The 16416-nt window shown below is 33.8% G+C and carries 15 protein-coding genes and 1 pseudogene; 14 read left to right on the top strand and 2 right to left on the bottom strand.

What is annotated here, in order from left to right; all coding sequences use genetic code 11:
- Nucleotides 1-268: 268 nt before the first annotated feature.
- The 14 genes from SB717_RS23450 (at nt 269) to SB717_RS23515 (ending at nt 14541) form a co-directional block, all read left to right on the top strand.
- Nucleotides 269-976, top strand: coding sequence for a FadR/GntR family transcriptional regulator (locus SB717_RS23450; RefSeq protein ID WP_230185150.1), 708 nt, complete (start codon nt 269-271; stop codon nt 974-976).
- A gap of 332 nt (nt 977-1308) precedes the next feature.
- A complete protein-coding gene (locus SB717_RS23455; RefSeq protein ID WP_410904882.1) occupies nt 1309-2196 on the top strand; it encodes a fumarylacetoacetate hydrolase family protein in 888 nt (295 codons plus the stop codon).
- 2 nt (nt 2197-2198) lie between these two features.
- The gene (locus tag SB717_RS23460) at nt 2199-2984 is read left to right on the top strand and encodes an SDR family oxidoreductase (RefSeq protein WP_410904883.1); all 786 of its coding nucleotides are present in this window, start codon (nt 2199-2201) and stop codon (nt 2982-2984) included.
- Nucleotides 2985-3046: 62 nt separating this feature from the next.
- Nucleotides 3047-4297: a dicarboxylate/amino acid:cation symporter gene (locus tag SB717_RS23465; protein WP_410904884.1), complete on the top strand. Its 1251-nt coding sequence runs from the start codon at nt 3047-3049 to the stop codon at nt 4295-4297.
- 259 nt (nt 4298-4556) lie between these two features.
- Complete coding sequence (locus SB717_RS23470) at nt 4557-5744, top strand: pyridoxal phosphate-dependent aminotransferase (protein WP_410904885.1); 1188 nt, start codon at nt 4557-4559, stop codon at nt 5742-5744.
- Nucleotides 5745-6307: 563 nt separating this feature from the next.
- Nucleotides 6308-6496: a hypothetical protein gene (locus SB717_RS23475; protein WP_098287756.1), complete on the top strand. Its 189-nt coding sequence runs from the start codon at nt 6308-6310 to the stop codon at nt 6494-6496.
- A 372-nt stretch (nt 6497-6868) separates the two neighbouring features.
- Nucleotides 6869-7297: a MarR family winged helix-turn-helix transcriptional regulator gene (locus SB717_RS23480; RefSeq protein WP_328246352.1), complete on the top strand. Its 429-nt coding sequence runs from the start codon at nt 6869-6871 to the stop codon at nt 7295-7297.
- Nucleotides 7298-7712: 415 nt separating this feature from the next.
- Nucleotides 7713-8744, top strand: a complete 1032-nt coding sequence (locus tag SB717_RS23485) for an NADH:flavin oxidoreductase/NADH oxidase (RefSeq protein ID WP_410904886.1) — start codon at nt 7713-7715, stop codon at nt 8742-8744.
- A gap of 34 nt (nt 8745-8778) precedes the next feature.
- Nucleotides 8779-9522 carry an SDR family oxidoreductase gene (locus SB717_RS23490; RefSeq protein WP_410904887.1) on the top strand — a complete coding sequence of 248 codons (744 nt, stop codon included), beginning with the start codon at nt 8779-8781 and terminating at the stop codon, nt 9520-9522.
- A 220-nt stretch (nt 9523-9742) separates the two neighbouring features.
- Complete coding sequence (locus SB717_RS23495; protein ID WP_410904888.1) at nt 9743-10378, top strand: NAD(P)H-binding protein; 636 nt, start codon at nt 9743-9745, stop codon at nt 10376-10378.
- A 102-nt stretch (nt 10379-10480) separates the two neighbouring features.
- Nucleotides 10481-10855, top strand: coding sequence for a nuclear transport factor 2 family protein (locus SB717_RS23500; RefSeq protein ID WP_410904889.1), 375 nt, complete (start codon nt 10481-10483; stop codon nt 10853-10855).
- A gap of 968 nt (nt 10856-11823) precedes the next feature.
- Complete coding sequence (locus SB717_RS23505; protein WP_410904890.1) at nt 11824-12279, top strand: MarR family winged helix-turn-helix transcriptional regulator; 456 nt, start codon at nt 11824-11826, stop codon at nt 12277-12279.
- Nucleotides 12276-13673 carry an MDR family MFS transporter gene (locus tag SB717_RS23510; RefSeq protein WP_410904891.1) on the top strand — a complete coding sequence of 466 codons (1398 nt, stop codon included), beginning with the start codon at nt 12276-12278 and terminating at the stop codon, nt 13671-13673. Before SB717_RS23505 ends, SB717_RS23510 begins: the two co-directional genes overlap by 4 nt.
- Nucleotides 13674-13797: 124 nt before the next feature.
- Complete coding sequence (locus SB717_RS23515; protein WP_410904892.1) at nt 13798-14541, top strand: SDR family NAD(P)-dependent oxidoreductase; 744 nt, start codon at nt 13798-13800, stop codon at nt 14539-14541.
- 442 nt (nt 14542-14983) lie between these two features.
- On the opposite strand, the gene SB717_RS23520 is transcribed toward SB717_RS23515, so the two are convergent.
- Complete coding sequence (locus SB717_RS23520) at nt 14984-15586, bottom strand: GNAT family N-acetyltransferase (RefSeq protein ID WP_410904893.1); 603 nt, start codon at nt 15584-15586, stop codon at nt 14984-14986.
- A gap of 177 nt (nt 15587-15763) precedes the next feature.
- Nucleotides 15764-16306 (bottom strand): annotated as a pseudogene (locus SB717_RS23525) (HAD-IIIA family hydrolase).
- Nucleotides 16307-16416 lie beyond the last annotated feature (110 nt).

The raw sequence follows: 16416 nt of genomic DNA on the forward strand, positions 1-16416 counted from the left end.
GACTAGATTAATTACAATTCGTTTTTTATGTGTTTAATTAACGGGATTATTATACAACGGATGTTATGTAATGTATTTAAATAACGCTTCTATATGGAGTCCAAAAACTTCACCTGGACATGAGTCTTTACATATAATAATTCCTTTGTGACTCTTACATAAACTCTATATAATTATATAGTATAATAACTATTAGGTATAAATGATACTCTAGAGTGATGTAAAAAACATACTAACTTATAGATGTTAAAAAGAGGTGACAAGATTGGTGCTTAGAAATATTAAGAAAAGAAACTTATATGAAGAAATTATCTCTGAGATTATTCAATATATCCAAGAAGAAAATATTAAACCCGGTGATAAGCTTCCTACTGAAAATGAATTTGTAGAAATATTCCAGGTAAGCAAAACAGCTATTAGAGAGGCACTTAGTGTCCTAGTGGCGAAAGGAATTATTGAAAAGCGTTCTGGGGTTGGCAGTATATTGAAGGAGATAAATGGTAGTAAGGTTATTGAACCATTCACCCAGAAGCTTATGATGGAAGAACAAACTCTAAAAGAAATTTTAGAATTCCGCAGAGGGATAGAGATAGAGGCAACCGCGTTAGCAGCCCAAAGAGCTACTAGAGAGCAACTAGAAGCAATTGAAAATGCCCATTTAGAACTGATTGAAGTCAACCATAATGGAGGAATTGGAATAGAAGAAGATTATCGCTTTCACTCTTTAATTATTATTTCCTCTGGAAACTCTATCTATCAAACCATATTTGATATGATTTCTCCAAAATTTTTGGAAGCTTTAAGAGTAAGTAAGAATCAATCCAAGAGGCTATCGAAATCGTATTTAGAAGATACTCATCAAGAACATGAGCGCATTCTTAATGCCTTAAAGAAAAGAGATGCAGTAGAAGCTCGATTAGCTATGCTAGATCATCTAGAAAAAAATGAAACAAAGATTTGGAACCATGATCTTTAATTTTTATCATTTTAAAAGGTAAGACCATAATAACTTCTTCTTTTTGTGTAACAATTATTGGAATTCACAATTTTTATTGTAATCTTTGCAGGATGAAGAAATAACCATTCAAAAGCAGCCAAAGATGAAGAGTTGTTGGCTGCTTCCTATTTAGAATTACGATAAATATGTTGCGTAATTAATATAAAGTATTTAAATTCCTCTTTAATCATTAACAATTTTAAAATAAATCCTTTACAAATCAAAATTGTCTTTATATTATGAAAATATATAAATTATAATGGTCAGACCATAATAATTTAATAATATTTAAGAAAATGGAGGAATTTATTATGAAATTAGCCACAATTACAAGAGACGGAATAGAAGAAGCTGGACTGGTCGCACATAATGGAATTTTGTCGATTAAAGATTTGAATACTAAATTTAATCAAGAATGGTCAACAGATTTATTTGAAATCATTAATACTGGTCAGTTAGATGAAATAAAACAATGGTATCAAACAGGAGGGAAAGAACAGGTGGCAGAATTAGAAGCTACTTTTATTCCCTTTCAACAAGTAGAGTATGCTCCTCTATACCTTCATCCAAGAAAAATATGGGGAATTGGTTTAAATTATGTAGAGCACGCAGCTGACCTAGACGAAAAAGCACCTAATACAGAACCTGCAAGCTTCTTAAAACCAGATACTACAATTATTGGTCCAAACGATACTATTAATATTCCTCTACAATCTGAGCGAACAACAGCAGAAGCAGAGCTTGGAATCATAATTGGAAAAGAATGTAAAGGTGTATCAGAAGAAGATGCACCTAACGTAATTGCCGGTTTTACTACGATTATTGATATGACAGCCGAAGATATTTTACAGAAAAACCCTAGATATTTAACACGCTCAAAAAGTTTTGATACATTTTTTAGTTTTGGTCCTCACTTGGTTACACCTGAAGAAGTTGAGGAAGTAGTCAATTTAAATGTTGCTACCGTTATTAATGGAGATCTGCATCGGAAAAACATTGTTTCTAATATGTCGTTTCTTCCTTGGCATTTAGTATCCTTCCACTCTAAAGTTATGAAACTATTGCCGGGCGATATTATTTCTACTGGTACTCCAGGAGCTGTAGTAATACGTGATGGGGATATCGTAGAGTGTCATATTGATGGATTTGAAAAGTTAGTTAATCACGTAAAAGATTTAAAGGTTAATGGAGGTAATTAAGTATGGAACTAAATCTAAAAAATAAAGTTGCCCTTGTTGTTGCATCAAGCCAGGGATTGGGAAAGGCCATCGCAACACAGCTAGTCAAAGAAGGCGTAAATATCATGTTAACAAGTCGAGACAGTGCAAAATTAGAGAAATTACAACAGGAGCTTCAAAGTTTAGGAAAAGGAAAAGTTGAATATTATCCAGCTGATATTACTAATGCAGATGATATTCACACATTAATAAATAAAACAATTGAAGTATTTGATCAAATTGATATTTTAATTAATAATGCGGGAGGACCTCCTAGTGGTAAATTTGAACAATTTTCGGACGAGGACTGGGAAAAGGCATTTGAATTGAATTTATTAAGCTATATTCGTTTAATTCGAGGAGCTTTACCTTATCTAAAAAAACAAGGAGGGCGAATTATTAACATAGCTTCTTCATCTATTAAACAACCTATACCAGGGTTAATACTATCCAATACATTTCGTTTAGGAATTGTAGGGCTGACTAAAACTCTAGCTGAGGAATTAGCTCCATTTAATATACTAATTAACACGGTGGCACCAGGTAGAATTGCAACAGACAGAGTGGAGTTTCTAGACCAAACCAAAGCAGATAAACTTGGAACTACACGTGAAGAGGTCGCAAAGGCATCTCGAGAAACGATATTACTGAAGCGATACGGAACTCCAGAGGAGTTTGCTAATGTAGTAACATTTTTGGTATCCGAAGCAAGCACGTATATGACTGGAAGCTCCTTCTTAGTTGATGGGGGTATGATAAAGGCTATTTAAAAAAGAATCTTCATTTATTTAATGCTAATCCATACCTTATTACTTTTGAAAGGGGATAGATAATGCAAGCTCTTAGAAGAATTCCTTTATGGCTCCAGATTGTCGTAGCTCTTATATTAGGTTTATGTTTAGGATTTATGAGTAAAACCATAGGTGTAGAAGCAAAAATCTTAGGTGATGCTTTTATTCATATGATTAAAATGACGATTGTACCATTAATTTTCCCCCTAATTATATTAGGAATTGCTCAAATAAAATCAACGGGATCATTAGGAAGGCTTTCTCTTAAAGCTATACTTTATTTTGAGATTGTTACAACTTTAATCATCGTTATGTCTTTACTACTTGCTAATACTGTACACCTTGGAGTTGGCGCTGATTTATCCGGAGGAAATATAAAGGCTCTAGAGGGCATTGATGCAAATAAGATTGACTTTAGAGAATTTATCCTTCATATAATACCTTCTAATATTTTTGTAGCTTTTTCAGAAGGAAATATTTTAGGTATTGTCTATTTTGGTATTTTCTTTGGCTTAGCATTACGTGCCTTAAAGGAAAAAGCAAAGCCAATTGAGGACGTTCTTGAGGCTCTTTCTAAAGTAATGTTTAAAGTTTTAAATTATGTAATTAAATTCTCTCCAATTGGTGTTTTTGGATCTATCGCTTATAGCATGGCTACTTATGGTTTTGGAAAGTTAAGCACACTAATTGACTTAATTTTGGTTACATATGCTGGATTAGGTATTGTTTTATTAATTATCTTCCCCATAATTGCCCGGATCTATCGAATTCAATATTGGGATTTACTTAATGAAATTAAAGATTTATTGTTAATTGCTTTTACAACTAGAAGCTCAGAGTCTGTATTCGCCCCTCTTACGACACGTTTAGAGGATTATGGTGCTAAAAATTCAATAGTTTCCTTTGTATTACCTCTTGGGTACTCATTTAATCTTGATGGTGGAATGGTCTATATGGCTCCTGCTATCTTATTTTTAGCTAATGCTTATGATATTCACCTCTCAGTTTTAGATCAGATTCATATTGTCCTTTTGCTTATGCTACTCACAAAAGGAGTTGCTTCTGTTCCTTCAGGAGTAATCGTTGTGTTAACAAGTGTTTCTGTAGTTATAGGGCTACCTATGGAAGGAATTGCATTACTCATGGCTGTTGACTTCATAATGGACATGGCGCGAACTGCAACTAATGTAGTAGGAAATGCATTAGCCACAGTCGTAATAGCCAAATCTGAGGGAATGTTTCATAAAAAAGAGGTTGTAATTGCTAAAGAAGAGAAAGTATCAAGTTCTTAAGACCTCAAGCAGAATCACCATTGTTTGAAATGGAAAATAACCTGTCTGTAACTAGGGACACTAGTAGTGGTTTGTATACTACTTAAGCAATCTTTGCTATGAGAAAGATGTTGTCTTTATAAGAAGTAAGATGAGAGATAAAAAAACAAATGTAGAAGAAAAACTTGAGCATATAAACAAATTATATGAACTAAAACAACAAATTGGTCAGACCATAATATTTTTGAATTTAGAGCTATAACCAAAAGGAGCTATCAAAATGAATCTTTCTATTTCAGATCGCTTATCTAAAATTCCTTTTTCAAGTATCCGTGAGATATTTGAAGAAGCAGCAAGAATGGAAAAGAGAGGGTTAAACATTACGCACATGGAAATTGGGCGCCCTGATTTTGACACACCTCAACATATTAAAGATGCAGCAAAAGCTGCTTTACAGCAAGGAAATGTTCATTATACATCTAACAGTGGAACGCTTGAATTTCGAGAAGCAATTGCACAAAAATTGAAACTTGAGAACGGAATTAATGTAGATCCTCAAAAAGAAGTTGTTGTTACGGTAGGTTGTAAAGAAGCCATTTTCAATTTTATCTTTGCATTCATCAACCCAGGAGATGAGGTACTCATTCCCGATCCAGCGTGGCTTGAGTATCAGTATATTGTTGAGCTTGCCGGTGGTGTTGCTGTTCCCATTCCACTATTAGAAGAAAATGAGTTTCTTTTAGATCCAAATGATGTTCGAGATCGAGTTACGAAAAAAACAAAAATGCTTTTAATTAACACTCCTCATAATCCCACAGGAGCTGTATTGCCAGAATCTTATCTGAAAGAATTAGCAGTCATTGCAATTAGGCACGATTTGCTTGTGGTATCTGATGAAATTTATGAAAAACTTATTTATGACGGAGAAAAGCATATTAGTATGGCTACCTTACCTGGTATGTTCGAAAGAACTGTTACAATTAATGGTTTTGCTAAAGCATATGCAATGGATGGATGGAGACTTGGATATGCGGCCGGTCCTGTAGAACTTATCCAGCCAATACTAAAAATGCATCAGTATAACACTTCTTGTGCAACATCATTTGCACAATTTGGTGGAACAGCTGCTTACCTTGGAACACAGGAACCTGTTAAAGAAATGGTAAAAGCTTTTGATAGAAGACGAAAGCTTCTTGTTAGCAGGCTTAATGAGATGCCCGGAGTACAATGTGTTGTACCAAAAGGAGCATTTTATGCTTTCCCTTCTTTTAAAGAATTAGGCATCCCTTCAAAGGATCTTGCAACTAAGTTATTGAGAGAAGCACAAATTGCTTGTGTACCAGGTTCCGCATTTGGGAGTCATGGTGAGGGCTTTATTCGTATGGCTTATTCAACAAGCTACGATGAAATTGAACAAGCAATGTATCGAATGGAAAAGGTGATAAAGGGACTGACGGTAAAGGGTTAATTGGTAATTAGAAATGGGATTCTATGGATAAGGATGGTCCTGCAAAAACTTAAATTGAGAGTGGATACCCTGAACGTTGAAGGGATCATTATCTCAAAAAAAATTATAAACATTCACTTTTAAGAAGTGTAATCACCCCGTAAAAGTATATTTTTACGGGGTGATTACGTGTTGAATGTAAATTTATGTTTTGATACTATGCTCTCTTTAAAAGAAAAAAACAGCTTGTTAAGGTTGCTCTTTTATATAACCTTTAAAAAATTCTCTTTATGTTTCTTAATAGATCTAAATTCCAAATATTTCAGTTAGTATTTATTATTAGCGAATTGACAAATTACAATTTTTAAATTTATAATACGCTCACTAGTATTTATCATCATTATTAAGCGAATTTTAGATTCAATAAAAGATCCTTATATTAATTGTTAAACAACAACGAGTCAATTAGATCGCATAATAAGATTGAAGTATTTATACAAATATTCAATCTTTACTACAAGAAAAGAACCTATGTCGTTACAAACGTATAGCAAATAAGAAAAATTAAGAAGGTGGGAACGTTCATGAAAGAAAAATTTTACTGTCCTTGGCTAAATCTCTGTCTTTTAACAAAGGAACAGAGAGAAATTTTAACACTTAATTATTCCCGTTGGATAAATAAGGCGATTACAAGTACAGAGTTTGCCAAATTATTAAATTTAAATAAGCAATTATTTAGAGAAGTTATTCAAGAGTATGACGCAATGGTGTAATTCATGGAATTTATCTCTAATTAAAAGAATCACGGTTTAATTTTACATGCTTGCGCATGCATGTTTATTGTTTGCATTTCTTTTTTTCTATGTTAGATTATGTTAAGGCGAAGAGTTAGACAATAAGGGCAATTATATAACTAAATTAAAGAGTAGTACTTTTGGTATTTAGTTATAACTAACAAATGTTATAATAACTAGATGACAAAGGAAAAAGGTTATCAGCCATAAAAAAATCGTATAAAATTCCCCCTTGAATTTTTAATAAACTAAATTAGAAAAGGGGAGATTAAGACTTGAAGATATGCGAAAAAGGGTTATGATTATTGACTTCAGTACTATGTCATTAAAATAGAAATGGGTGGAAAGCGTATGAAAAATAATCAAGAAATCGAGCTTTTAAATACTTGGTTATCTATTACGAATATTCAATCGAATATTAATCATGAATTAGAAATGATTTTGCAAGAAAACTATAAGTTATCATTAAAAGAATTTTATGTTCTTTATTTTTTATCTCAAACCGATGATAAACAATTGAGGTTACAACAACTGCAAGAGATGATAGGCTTAAGTCAAAGTGCACTCTCAAGATTAGTAGGTAGACTTGAAGCAAAAAGTTGTGGAGCTTTACAACGGCATATATGTGAAGACGATCGTAGAGGAATTTATACACGTTTAACCCCATTAGGCGAAGAAAAGCTAGACAGGGCTTTACAGACTTTTTATCAAGTTCTTCAGTCCATTCTAGGAAAAGAACATCTTCAACGAGAGTTTCACTTTTTAATGGGAAAAATATAATGTGAAACTGTTATAAGTTAAAATCCTCATTATAAATTATGAATGCGCGCATGCATTTTGTTTTGTTATTCTTTAAATTCATATTGCGCATGAAGTTTTTAAGTTGACAAAGGTAAATAACATATGTGAATTATGTGTGCGCATGCATTTTACCTTGTTATTCTTTAAATTCATATTGCGCATGAAGTTTTTAAGTTGACATAAATAAATAACATATGTAATTATATGTGTGTGCATACATTTATTTTGTTGTTTTTAAATTTATATTATAGATTTAAAGGTTGACAATATGAAATATTCCATGTAAATTACATGCATGTGCATACATTTATGAATCATAATCGCATAAATGGCTTTCGATAAGGCACTATGTAACTTGGCTAAAATTAAAATTTAATCAAAAGGAGTTTTTAGAATGGAACAACATTTATTTAGTTCTTATAAGTTCAAAGGTTTAGAATTAAAAAACCGAGTTGTGATGTCTCCCATGTGTCAATATTCAGTTGAAAAGAAAGATGGTATTGCTACAGATTGGCATTACTTACACTATGTAAACCGAGCAATCGGAGGTGCTGGTTTTATTATGATCGAGATGACAGATGTAGAACCAGATGGACGTATCTCAGACTATGATTTAGGATTATGGTCAGATGAACAGATTCCTGCTCTAGCACGCATTGTGGAAGCTTGTCACCGTTACGGAGCAAAAGTGGGTATCCAAATTGCTCACGCTGGTCGTAAAGCAGAAGACGCAGAAGTACCAGTTGCTCCTTCAGCCATTCCATTTGATGAGAAATCAAAAACACCAAGAGCTCTTTCAACAGATGAAGTCAAAGAAATGGTTGAAAAGTTTCGTAAGGCTGTACAACGTGCTGTAAAAGCAGGGTTCGATGCCATTGAAATTCATGGAGCTCACGGTTATTTAATCCATCAATTCCATTCTCCTTTAACTAATAAACGCGAAGATGAGTATGGAAAAGACCTTACAAAGTTTGGTCGAGAAATTATTGAAGCAGCGAAAGCTGAAATCCCAGAAGATATGCCATTAATGATGCGTATTTCTGCCAAAGAATATGTAGAAGGTGGATATGACATCAACGGAAGTATTGAATTTGCGAAAAAATACCAAAAAGCAGGAGTAGATATCTTTGACATCTCTTCAGGTGGGGAAGGACCGATTGCTGCTTGGGGAAAACCTGGTACACATGCAGCTTATCAAGTACCATTAGCTAGAGAAATTAAGAAAGCTCTTGATATTCCGGTGATTGCAGTGGGAAGATTAGATGACCCTGCATTAGCAAATGCTGTAATCGGAAATGAAGAAGCAGACCTTGTAGCTGTTGGCCGAGGCATGTTACGTAACCCCCACTGGGCATTAGAAGCTGCAACTACATTGAAAAAAGAGACGACTGTGCCTAAACAGTACGCAGATGGTTTTAGAAGATAATTTGAGATGAGAAACTAGAGGAGGAGTATAAAAAATGTCATATATTCAAGATAAAGTAGTCATTATTACAGGATCTTCAAGTGGGATTGGAGAAGCAACAGCACTTTACCTTGCGAAGAATGGAGCTTCTGTCGTTCTAGCTGCCAGAAATGAAGAGAAACTAAGAAATTTAGCAGATCGAATCAATAAAGATGGGGGAACGGCTTCCTATAAGGTGACAGATGTGACCGTGAAAGAAGATGTTCAATCTCTCGTAGGCTTTACAGTAGATAAATTCGGAAGGGTGGATACGTTAATTAACAGTGCAGGGATGATGTTATTCTCCATGTGGGATAATGCTCATGTAGACGAATGGGAAACGATGATTGATCTTAACGTAAAAGGTGTGCTGTATGGAGTAGCTGCGGTCCTTCCTCATATGAAAAAACAAGGAAGTGGACAGATTATCAATGTAGGCTCTGTTGCTGGTCATGCAATTGGCGAAGGTCATGGCGTGTATAGTTCTACGAAATATGCAGTAAGAGCGATTACCGAAAGTTTACGTAAAGAAATGTCTGTTAAGCATAACATACAAGCTGTTTTAGTTTCCCCAGGTGTTATTGCAACTAATTGGCAGGATACAGTGACAGACAAAGATGTAAAAGGTGTGCTAGAAGAACTGAATGAGGTAGCTATTGACGTAGAGTATGTGGCTGAAACCATTGGATTTGTAGTAAATAAGCCAGCGAACGTTATGATTAACGATGTAATTGTGACACCTACAGCTCAAGTGTGGTAATTAATTAATTTGTAAAAAAGACTTCTGATGACAAAAGTAAAGAAAGGTAATTAGCCATACTTGATTTAGTCTATCAGAATGAGACAATGAGTTTTACACTTATAGTTTTTACTAAATTGAAGAGGGTAAAATTATATTAATATGGTCAGACCATATTAATATAATTTTTATCACGATGAAATAAACACTAATTCAAACTAATTTTCAGGGAGGTTCTTTAATGAAGGTATTGGTCGTAGGATCGAATGGTCGAGTAGGTTCGCATCTTGTTGATAAATTAGTTGAAAACGGACATTTTGTTTACGCAGGAACGAGAAGAGATAACCTCACAAGCAATTCGAGCAATATTCGTTATGTCCATATAGATTTACTAGCTAGCGCTGACGTAATAGCTGAAAATATGTATGACGCAGAAGCCATTTTCTTTGTGGCTGGTTCTAGAGGAAAAGATTTATTAAAAATTGACTTAAATGGTGCTGTCAATGTGATGCGTGCTGTTGAAAGCAAGAACATAAAAAGATTTATTATGCTTAGTTCCGTATTTTCTCTTGAACCAGACAAGTGGGATCAGGCTTTTCTAAAAGGTTTAACAAACTATAATATTGCCAAACATTTTGCTGATCATTGGCTAATTAATAATACCAAGCTAGACTACACAATCTTACAGCCTGGCGTTTTAAAAGAGGAGCCTGGATCTGGAACAATAGATGTTAATATTGATCACCCTGGTGAAAATGCTATAGAAAATGTAGTGGACACGTTAGTTCAAATTGTGCAAGATCGTAATACTATTGGAAAAGTCATCACAATGAAAGATGGTAAAACTCCTATAGCAGAAGCCTTGCGAAATTTATAAGAATAGCTTTTCCAGGTTCTAATCAAATAAAACGAGCCTGAATTAAAAAACCTGATTACCGTTAAATAGACTATATATAACTTAAAGGAGATTGAGGAGAAAATGAGCAAAACACCAATAAAAGATTACGATGAGATCATTACAGTAGTGAATAAGTATATTAAAGGCCTTATTTCAGGTGACAAAGAAGTAGTAAAGCAAGCTTTTCATAAAGATGCAACTATGTACGGTTACAACACAAATGATGGCTTTCTAGGAGGATCTATTGATAACTTATGGGACTTTATGGATAAAGCTGGTCCTGCAAAGAATCTGAAATCAAGAGTTGATATTCTAGATGTTGAAGGAACAATTGCTTCTGTTCGTGTAAGTTTAGAAAACGATGCATATGGTGAATCATACACTGATTTTCATCAATTACTCAAACTAGATGGTGAATGGATCATTATTTCAAAACTATTCCACCTTCACTCGTGAGAAATAGTTTCTAAGAGGAGTGATAAGCCCGTTAAAACTTGCTTTCTGCAGATTTAACGGGCTTGTTATTTTATTTAGCTTATATAAATATGCCATGAAGAGCTTTTTTCTCTCAAAACATCTCCAATAACTTACATATGATATATAATCAGGAATAAAGTAAAGTTGTGGAGATGATGATTTGAAGATAAAAATTTTAGGGACGCTTGCGTATTTAGTTAGTACATTTTTCTTTTATGAAATAGGAAATGTATTTAACATTAGTTGGTTGACGCTACATGCTACTTCTTATTATCCTAATGGTTCTCTATCTCAAGTGTCAGGATCGATACTGCCATTCCTACTTTCATTGCCTATCTATTTGCTGACAGTGAAAAAACTCAAAATAAGAGGTATATGAGTTGTATATCATATACAGAGATAGTTTGCATAATCACTCTTTCCGATATACACCACCAAAAAGAACCCTTGGTAGGCAAGAGTTCCAGATAAGGAGTGTTTTCTGCTTTATGCAGCTTTTTATACATCTTTGACATACTAACGCTTTAGTAGGAGACGAACGAGAAAAAAATGTATAAAAAGCGCATGTTTTATACATATGCAATACCCCAGTATATATAGCTTTTTTTAGAAATAAATGTTAATATATAAGAGATAAATTCCATAATGATGATGTTCAAAAAGCCACCGGAGGTGGCTTTTTATTTTGTTAATAATTACTTTGACATCTTGTAATAGCTTTGAATATCTTGTCCGTATGATATAACTATATGAAATGAAAAAATGAAAAAACCTTATCTCCAATGGTTTTACGCTCTTTTATTCCTGATAAAATCTATTGTGTAAACTAGATTAATACATTTTGTCTAAAAAAATATATTTATACGCCATAAAGGTCAACTTGTTGACTTTTTAAATTAAGTTCTTTAAAATGGTCAACATATTGATTATTTTAAAGGAGAATAGTGATGGATTCGAAAGTAAAAATTATTATGAACTTGCTTCGCACCTCTACATTACTTAACCGAACTGGTATTAAACTAGTAGAAGGTACAAAACTAGCTAGCGTTCAGCAGTGGCAGCTATTAGGAATTATTGATCGGAATGAGGGTATTTCCTTAGCCAAATTATGCGAAGAAACGCTTGTAACTAAACAAAACATTACGGGGTTAGTTGACCGGTTACATAAAGCAGAGTTAATTACAACATGGACCGACTCAAATGATAAACGTATAACAAGAGTTGGGATTACCTCTAAAGGTAAGGAAACAATGGCGGAAATGAAGCCTCGAACAGAAATGAGCAACAATACAACCTTTGCAGAATTTAGTGAGAAAGAGCTAGATCAGTTTGATGATATGCTTGAACGTTTAGTCAATTCCTTGCTTCTTGAATCAAATATAAAGAAAGGAAGAAAAGAATGAGCGCGTACCAACGTAAAATAACAGGTGCTTTACTTATCGCTACATTCTTATCTGCGATAGAAGCAACCATTGTGAGTACCGCAACACCAGCTATTGTAAAAAAATTAGGGGGAATTGATCTTATTAGCTGGGTATTTGCTTTATATTTACTTACTTCTGCTGTTACCACCCCCATTTTTGGTAAATTAGCTGACCTGTTTGGTCGAAAAAAAGTCTTTATAGTAGGAACTTCTTTATTTTTGCTTGGGTCATTATTATGTGGGCTTTCACAAACCATGGGACAATTAATTTTATTTCGAGCGATTCAGGGAATTGGAGCTGGCGCGGTTATTCCGATTACATTTACCATTATCGGGGATATTTTTACCTTTGAACAACGAGCAAAGGTCCAAGGATTATTTAGCTCAGTTTGGGGGATAGCCGGACTATTTGGACCATTAGTTGGAGGGTTTTTAGTCGATTATGTCAGTTGGCATTGGATCTTTTTTGTTAATCTTCCGTTTGGCCTAATATCGATGTGGATTATTGGAAAGCATTTAGAAGAAAAAATTGAAAAGCACGATAGAAAGATTGATTATGGTGGAGCCATTACATTTACCATTGGAACGACAGCACTACTTTACCTCCTTCTTGCTGGGGGGAGCAGTTTTCAGTGGAATTCTGTGATGACATACGTACTTTTAATTATTACTATCATTTTTCTTGCAGTCTTTATACGTATTCAAATTAAACACACGGAACCAATCATTCCGGTTAAGCTATTTCACTATCGTGAAATCTTAATAGCTAACCTTGTCTCTTTTTTAGCTAGTGCTATTTTGATTGGGTTGACAACCTATATTCCTTTATGGATTCAAAGTGTTCTTCTAAAAGGAGCTACATTTTCAGGTTTTATTTTACTGCCCATGTCAATTGGATGGCCAATTGGAGCAACAATCGGTAGTCGATTCTTAATTAAAGTAGGACCTAAACCAGTTTCTCTTATTGGCGTATGTCTTGTTGCACTTGGTTCATTTGCTTTAACGTTTATTACTATCTCATCCCCTATATGGATGATGCTTGGTATTATATTGGTCATGGGATTCGGGTTCGGATTGTCCATTACTACCTTTACCATCGTGGTACAATCCGCAGTGGGATGGAACCTTAGAGGAGTAGCGACTTCTTCAAATACCTTTGTTCGTACATTCGGACAGACATTAGGCGTAGCTGTTCTAGGAACATTCTTAAATCAACATGTAGGAGGCTCAACAGATTCTTCATCAGAAGTGGCTTCTCATTCTCTTGCAACAGGCATTCATAACATCTTTTGGATCATGGCTGGAATAGCTGTTATTAGCCTTATTATCACATTCTGGGTTCCTAAGAAGAGAAACGAAGAACAAGTAGCATGACGTGATAATTTGAGATTTCACAATTCGAAACATTCATTAGAAGGTGTTTCGAATCGATGTATCTATATAACACACAGTAAGTAACAAAATTCAATCAATCAAAACACTGAAGGAGAGAGGAAAAATGAAAAATAAAGTAGCTATTGTAACGGGATCTAGTAGAGGAATCGGTGCAGAAACAGCTAAATTACTAGCTCAACGTGGAGCAAAAGTAGTTGTTAACTATGCAAGAAGTGCTGCTGCAGCAGAGGAAGTTGTAGCATCTATTCAAGAAAAAGGTGGGCAAGCCATCGCTATACAAGCTGATGCAAGAAATATGGAACAAATGAGTCAACTCGTAGAAGAGACTGTAAAAGTATATGGGACAATCGATATTCTCGTTCATAACGCAGGTATGAGCTTCCCTAAAAAATCATTTGAAGATATGCAATGGGAAGAATTCATCCAAAAAACAAATGATGAGCTTCAGGCTGCATTTGTATCAACTAAAGCAGTCTTACCTTATATGAAGAAGCAAAAGTATGGAAAACTTGTGTATGTATCAAGTGGCTTAAGTAACCATCCAGCTCCGGCTTTTATCGCACATGGAACATCCAAGGGGGGGCTTAATAGTTTTGCGAGATATATTGCCCAAGAAGTAGGTATGCAAGGAATTACAGCAAACGTTGTTTCTCCAGGTTTAGTCGAGACGGATGCTACAGCTGACTTACCAAAAGAGTTTAAAGAGCAACAAGAAACTTTTCTTCCACTTGGAAGACTGGGTCGCCCTGAAGATATTGCTAAAGCCATTGCTTTTTATGCAAGTGATGACAGTGCCTATATTACAGGAAGTTATACTCCAGTAAGTGGTGGCGGTGAAATGAATTAAAAAAATGGAGCTGGGTATCTACATGATGTCCAGTTCCATTTTTTCATTTATAAGATATTACTATTTTTACTTCTTAGAATATCTTTTATCGTAACTGACTTTGATTAACGTTGTTCTATTAAATGAGTTGGGTTTTTTTAGTAAAATAAGTCATAACAAGAAAATAAAAGTTTCTAAAGCGCTGAAATTTGTATTGAGTAAACAAGTTATAGATTAAACCAAAGATAATTTCCTACGAGAGCGTTTCTCTGCATATTAGATACATATATTTGATGTTTTTCTTCAAAAAAAGATTAATTTACTTTTTTGAATTGGTGACATTAAAAAAATTCCACCAATTCAAAGAGAACTTTTGACTTTATTCCTTTAACGTTTTGAAACAGAATCAAATTCATCGTCCGTAAAAGTATACTTTATGCTTTTTTAGTTTACATAACAGGTATTATCGGTAGAAATTAAAATCTACAAAGTTTTTTTCTTTTACATTTATCCATTCATCAGAAATAATGCTAAAGTAAACATCATCACGCTTATTTCCATTTTGATCTATGTAATTATTTCTAAAAATACCTTCCTGTTTTGCACCTAGTTTTAAAATCGCTTTTTGTGAACGAATGTTATCTATGTCTGCACTTAATTGGACTCTATTAAACTTCATTTCTTCAAAGATGTATTTTAAAAGTTCATATTTACAAGTATGATTTAAACCAGTTCCTTGGAACTCCTTACCATACCAAGTCCATCCAATTTCTAATCTTTTATTGTGAAAATTTATGTTTCCTAGTCTTGTGCTTCCTGCCACACAATTAGTTTTTTTATCTATAATGATAAAAGGATAAGATTTACCTTCATTTCTTTCCAATAAAGTTGAATTTATATAATTTTTTAAGTCTTGATCTGTCTCAACGACCATACCCATATAACTCCAAATTGATTCATCAAAGATAATATCTTTTAGGCCCTCTCTATATTGTTCTTCAAAAGGAACTATTGAGACTCTAGAATTTTCTAATTTAATATTTTGGCTAAATAAAGAATTCATCATTTATAACATCCTCTACATTTGTTTGATAAATTAAATTGTATATGGATTAACTTAAAATAAAAGCGACAGATTTCAAATAATCTAAGGTGTCACTTTCAATGAATTAGAAAAAGAATACATAACTTTAGTTACCATAATAACCGTTAAATAAATAAACCATAGAATGAACTCTATGGTTTATTTATTTAGTAGCCAATTGATACCATCATTTAAATCTTCTGCAATATAGCTTGGATCAATGTCTTCCCATTTTTCCCTATGTTCATTTAAGGCTTCCTGTCCTGCCCCAGTTTGCACAAGTATTGTTTTAGCTTTTACCTTTGATCCTGCTACAATATCAGTCCAACGATCTCCAATAACAACGCATTTAGTTAAATCTAAGTTCTAATCATCTGCTGCTTTTAAAAGCATTCCTATCCCTGGCTTTCTACAAGAACAACCCTCAGTATGACTATGTGGACATACATAAATACCATCAAAGCCAAATGCTTTTAACTCTTTAATAAAATCCTCTTTACTTGCTTCACCTCTAGAAATACCAGGCTGGTTCGTAAAAGATAAAATCTTAATATTTTTCTCTTTAAGAATTTCAATAATTTTTTTAGTGAAGGGAAACAAACTAAATTCTCCTGGGTAATGAACAGTATTATCTCCACCAATGGTTCCATCGCGATCTATAAATATTGCTTGGATATTTTCTAATGGTAATGTACTCAAAATAAATCCTCTTCTCTTTTTTGGAATATATGTAAAATATAAGATTTATCATACAATTTAATAGGGATTCCTTCAATGAAAAGAAGCTTATTTTCTTATAATCTGCACTATCA

Source organism: Priestia sp. SIMBA_032, from assembly GCF_046535215.1.
In the GTDB taxonomy this organism is placed as follows: Bacteria; Bacillota; Bacilli; order Bacillales; family Bacillaceae_H; genus Priestia; species Priestia aryabhattai.

Excerpts from the sequence above, each read along its gene's own strand:
- SB717_RS23465 (WP_410904884.1), top strand. The coding sequence starts at position 3,047 with ATGCAAGCTCTTAGAAGAATTCCTTTATGGCTCCAGATTGTCGTAGCT.
- SB717_RS23460 (WP_410904883.1), top strand. The coding sequence starts at position 2,199 with ATGGAACTAAATCTAAAAAATAAAGTTGCCCTTGTTGTTGCATCAAGC.
- SB717_RS23470 (WP_410904885.1), top strand. The coding sequence starts at position 4,557 with ATGAATCTTTCTATTTCAGATCGCTTATCTAAAATTCCTTTTTCAAGT.
- SB717_RS23495 (WP_410904888.1), top strand. The coding sequence starts at position 9,743 with ATGAAGGTATTGGTCGTAGGATCGAATGGTCGAGTAGGTTCGCATCTT.
- SB717_RS23475 (WP_098287756.1), top strand. The coding sequence starts at position 6,308 with ATGAAAGAAAAATTTTACTGTCCTTGGCTAAATCTCTGTCTTTTAACA.
- SB717_RS23480 (WP_328246352.1), top strand. The coding sequence starts at position 6,869 with ATGAAAAATAATCAAGAAATCGAGCTTTTAAATACTTGGTTATCTATT.
- SB717_RS23505 (WP_410904890.1), top strand. The coding sequence starts at position 11,824 with ATGGATTCGAAAGTAAAAATTATTATGAACTTGCTTCGCACCTCTACA.
- SB717_RS23455 (WP_410904882.1), top strand. The coding sequence starts at position 1,309 with ATGAAATTAGCCACAATTACAAGAGACGGAATAGAAGAAGCTGGACTG.
- SB717_RS23510 (WP_410904891.1), top strand. The coding sequence starts at position 12,276 with ATGAGCGCGTACCAACGTAAAATAACAGGTGCTTTACTTATCGCTACA.
- SB717_RS23520 (WP_410904893.1), bottom strand. The coding sequence starts at position 15,586 with ATGATGAATTCTTTATTTAGCCAAAATATTAAATTAGAAAATTCTAGA.
- SB717_RS23515 (WP_410904892.1), top strand. The coding sequence starts at position 13,798 with ATGAAAAATAAAGTAGCTATTGTAACGGGATCTAGTAGAGGAATCGGT.
- SB717_RS23500 (WP_410904889.1), top strand. The coding sequence starts at position 10,481 with ATGAGCAAAACACCAATAAAAGATTACGATGAGATCATTACAGTAGTG.
- SB717_RS23485 (WP_410904886.1), top strand. The coding sequence starts at position 7,713 with ATGGAACAACATTTATTTAGTTCTTATAAGTTCAAAGGTTTAGAATTA.
- SB717_RS23490 (WP_410904887.1), top strand. The coding sequence starts at position 8,779 with ATGTCATATATTCAAGATAAAGTAGTCATTATTACAGGATCTTCAAGT.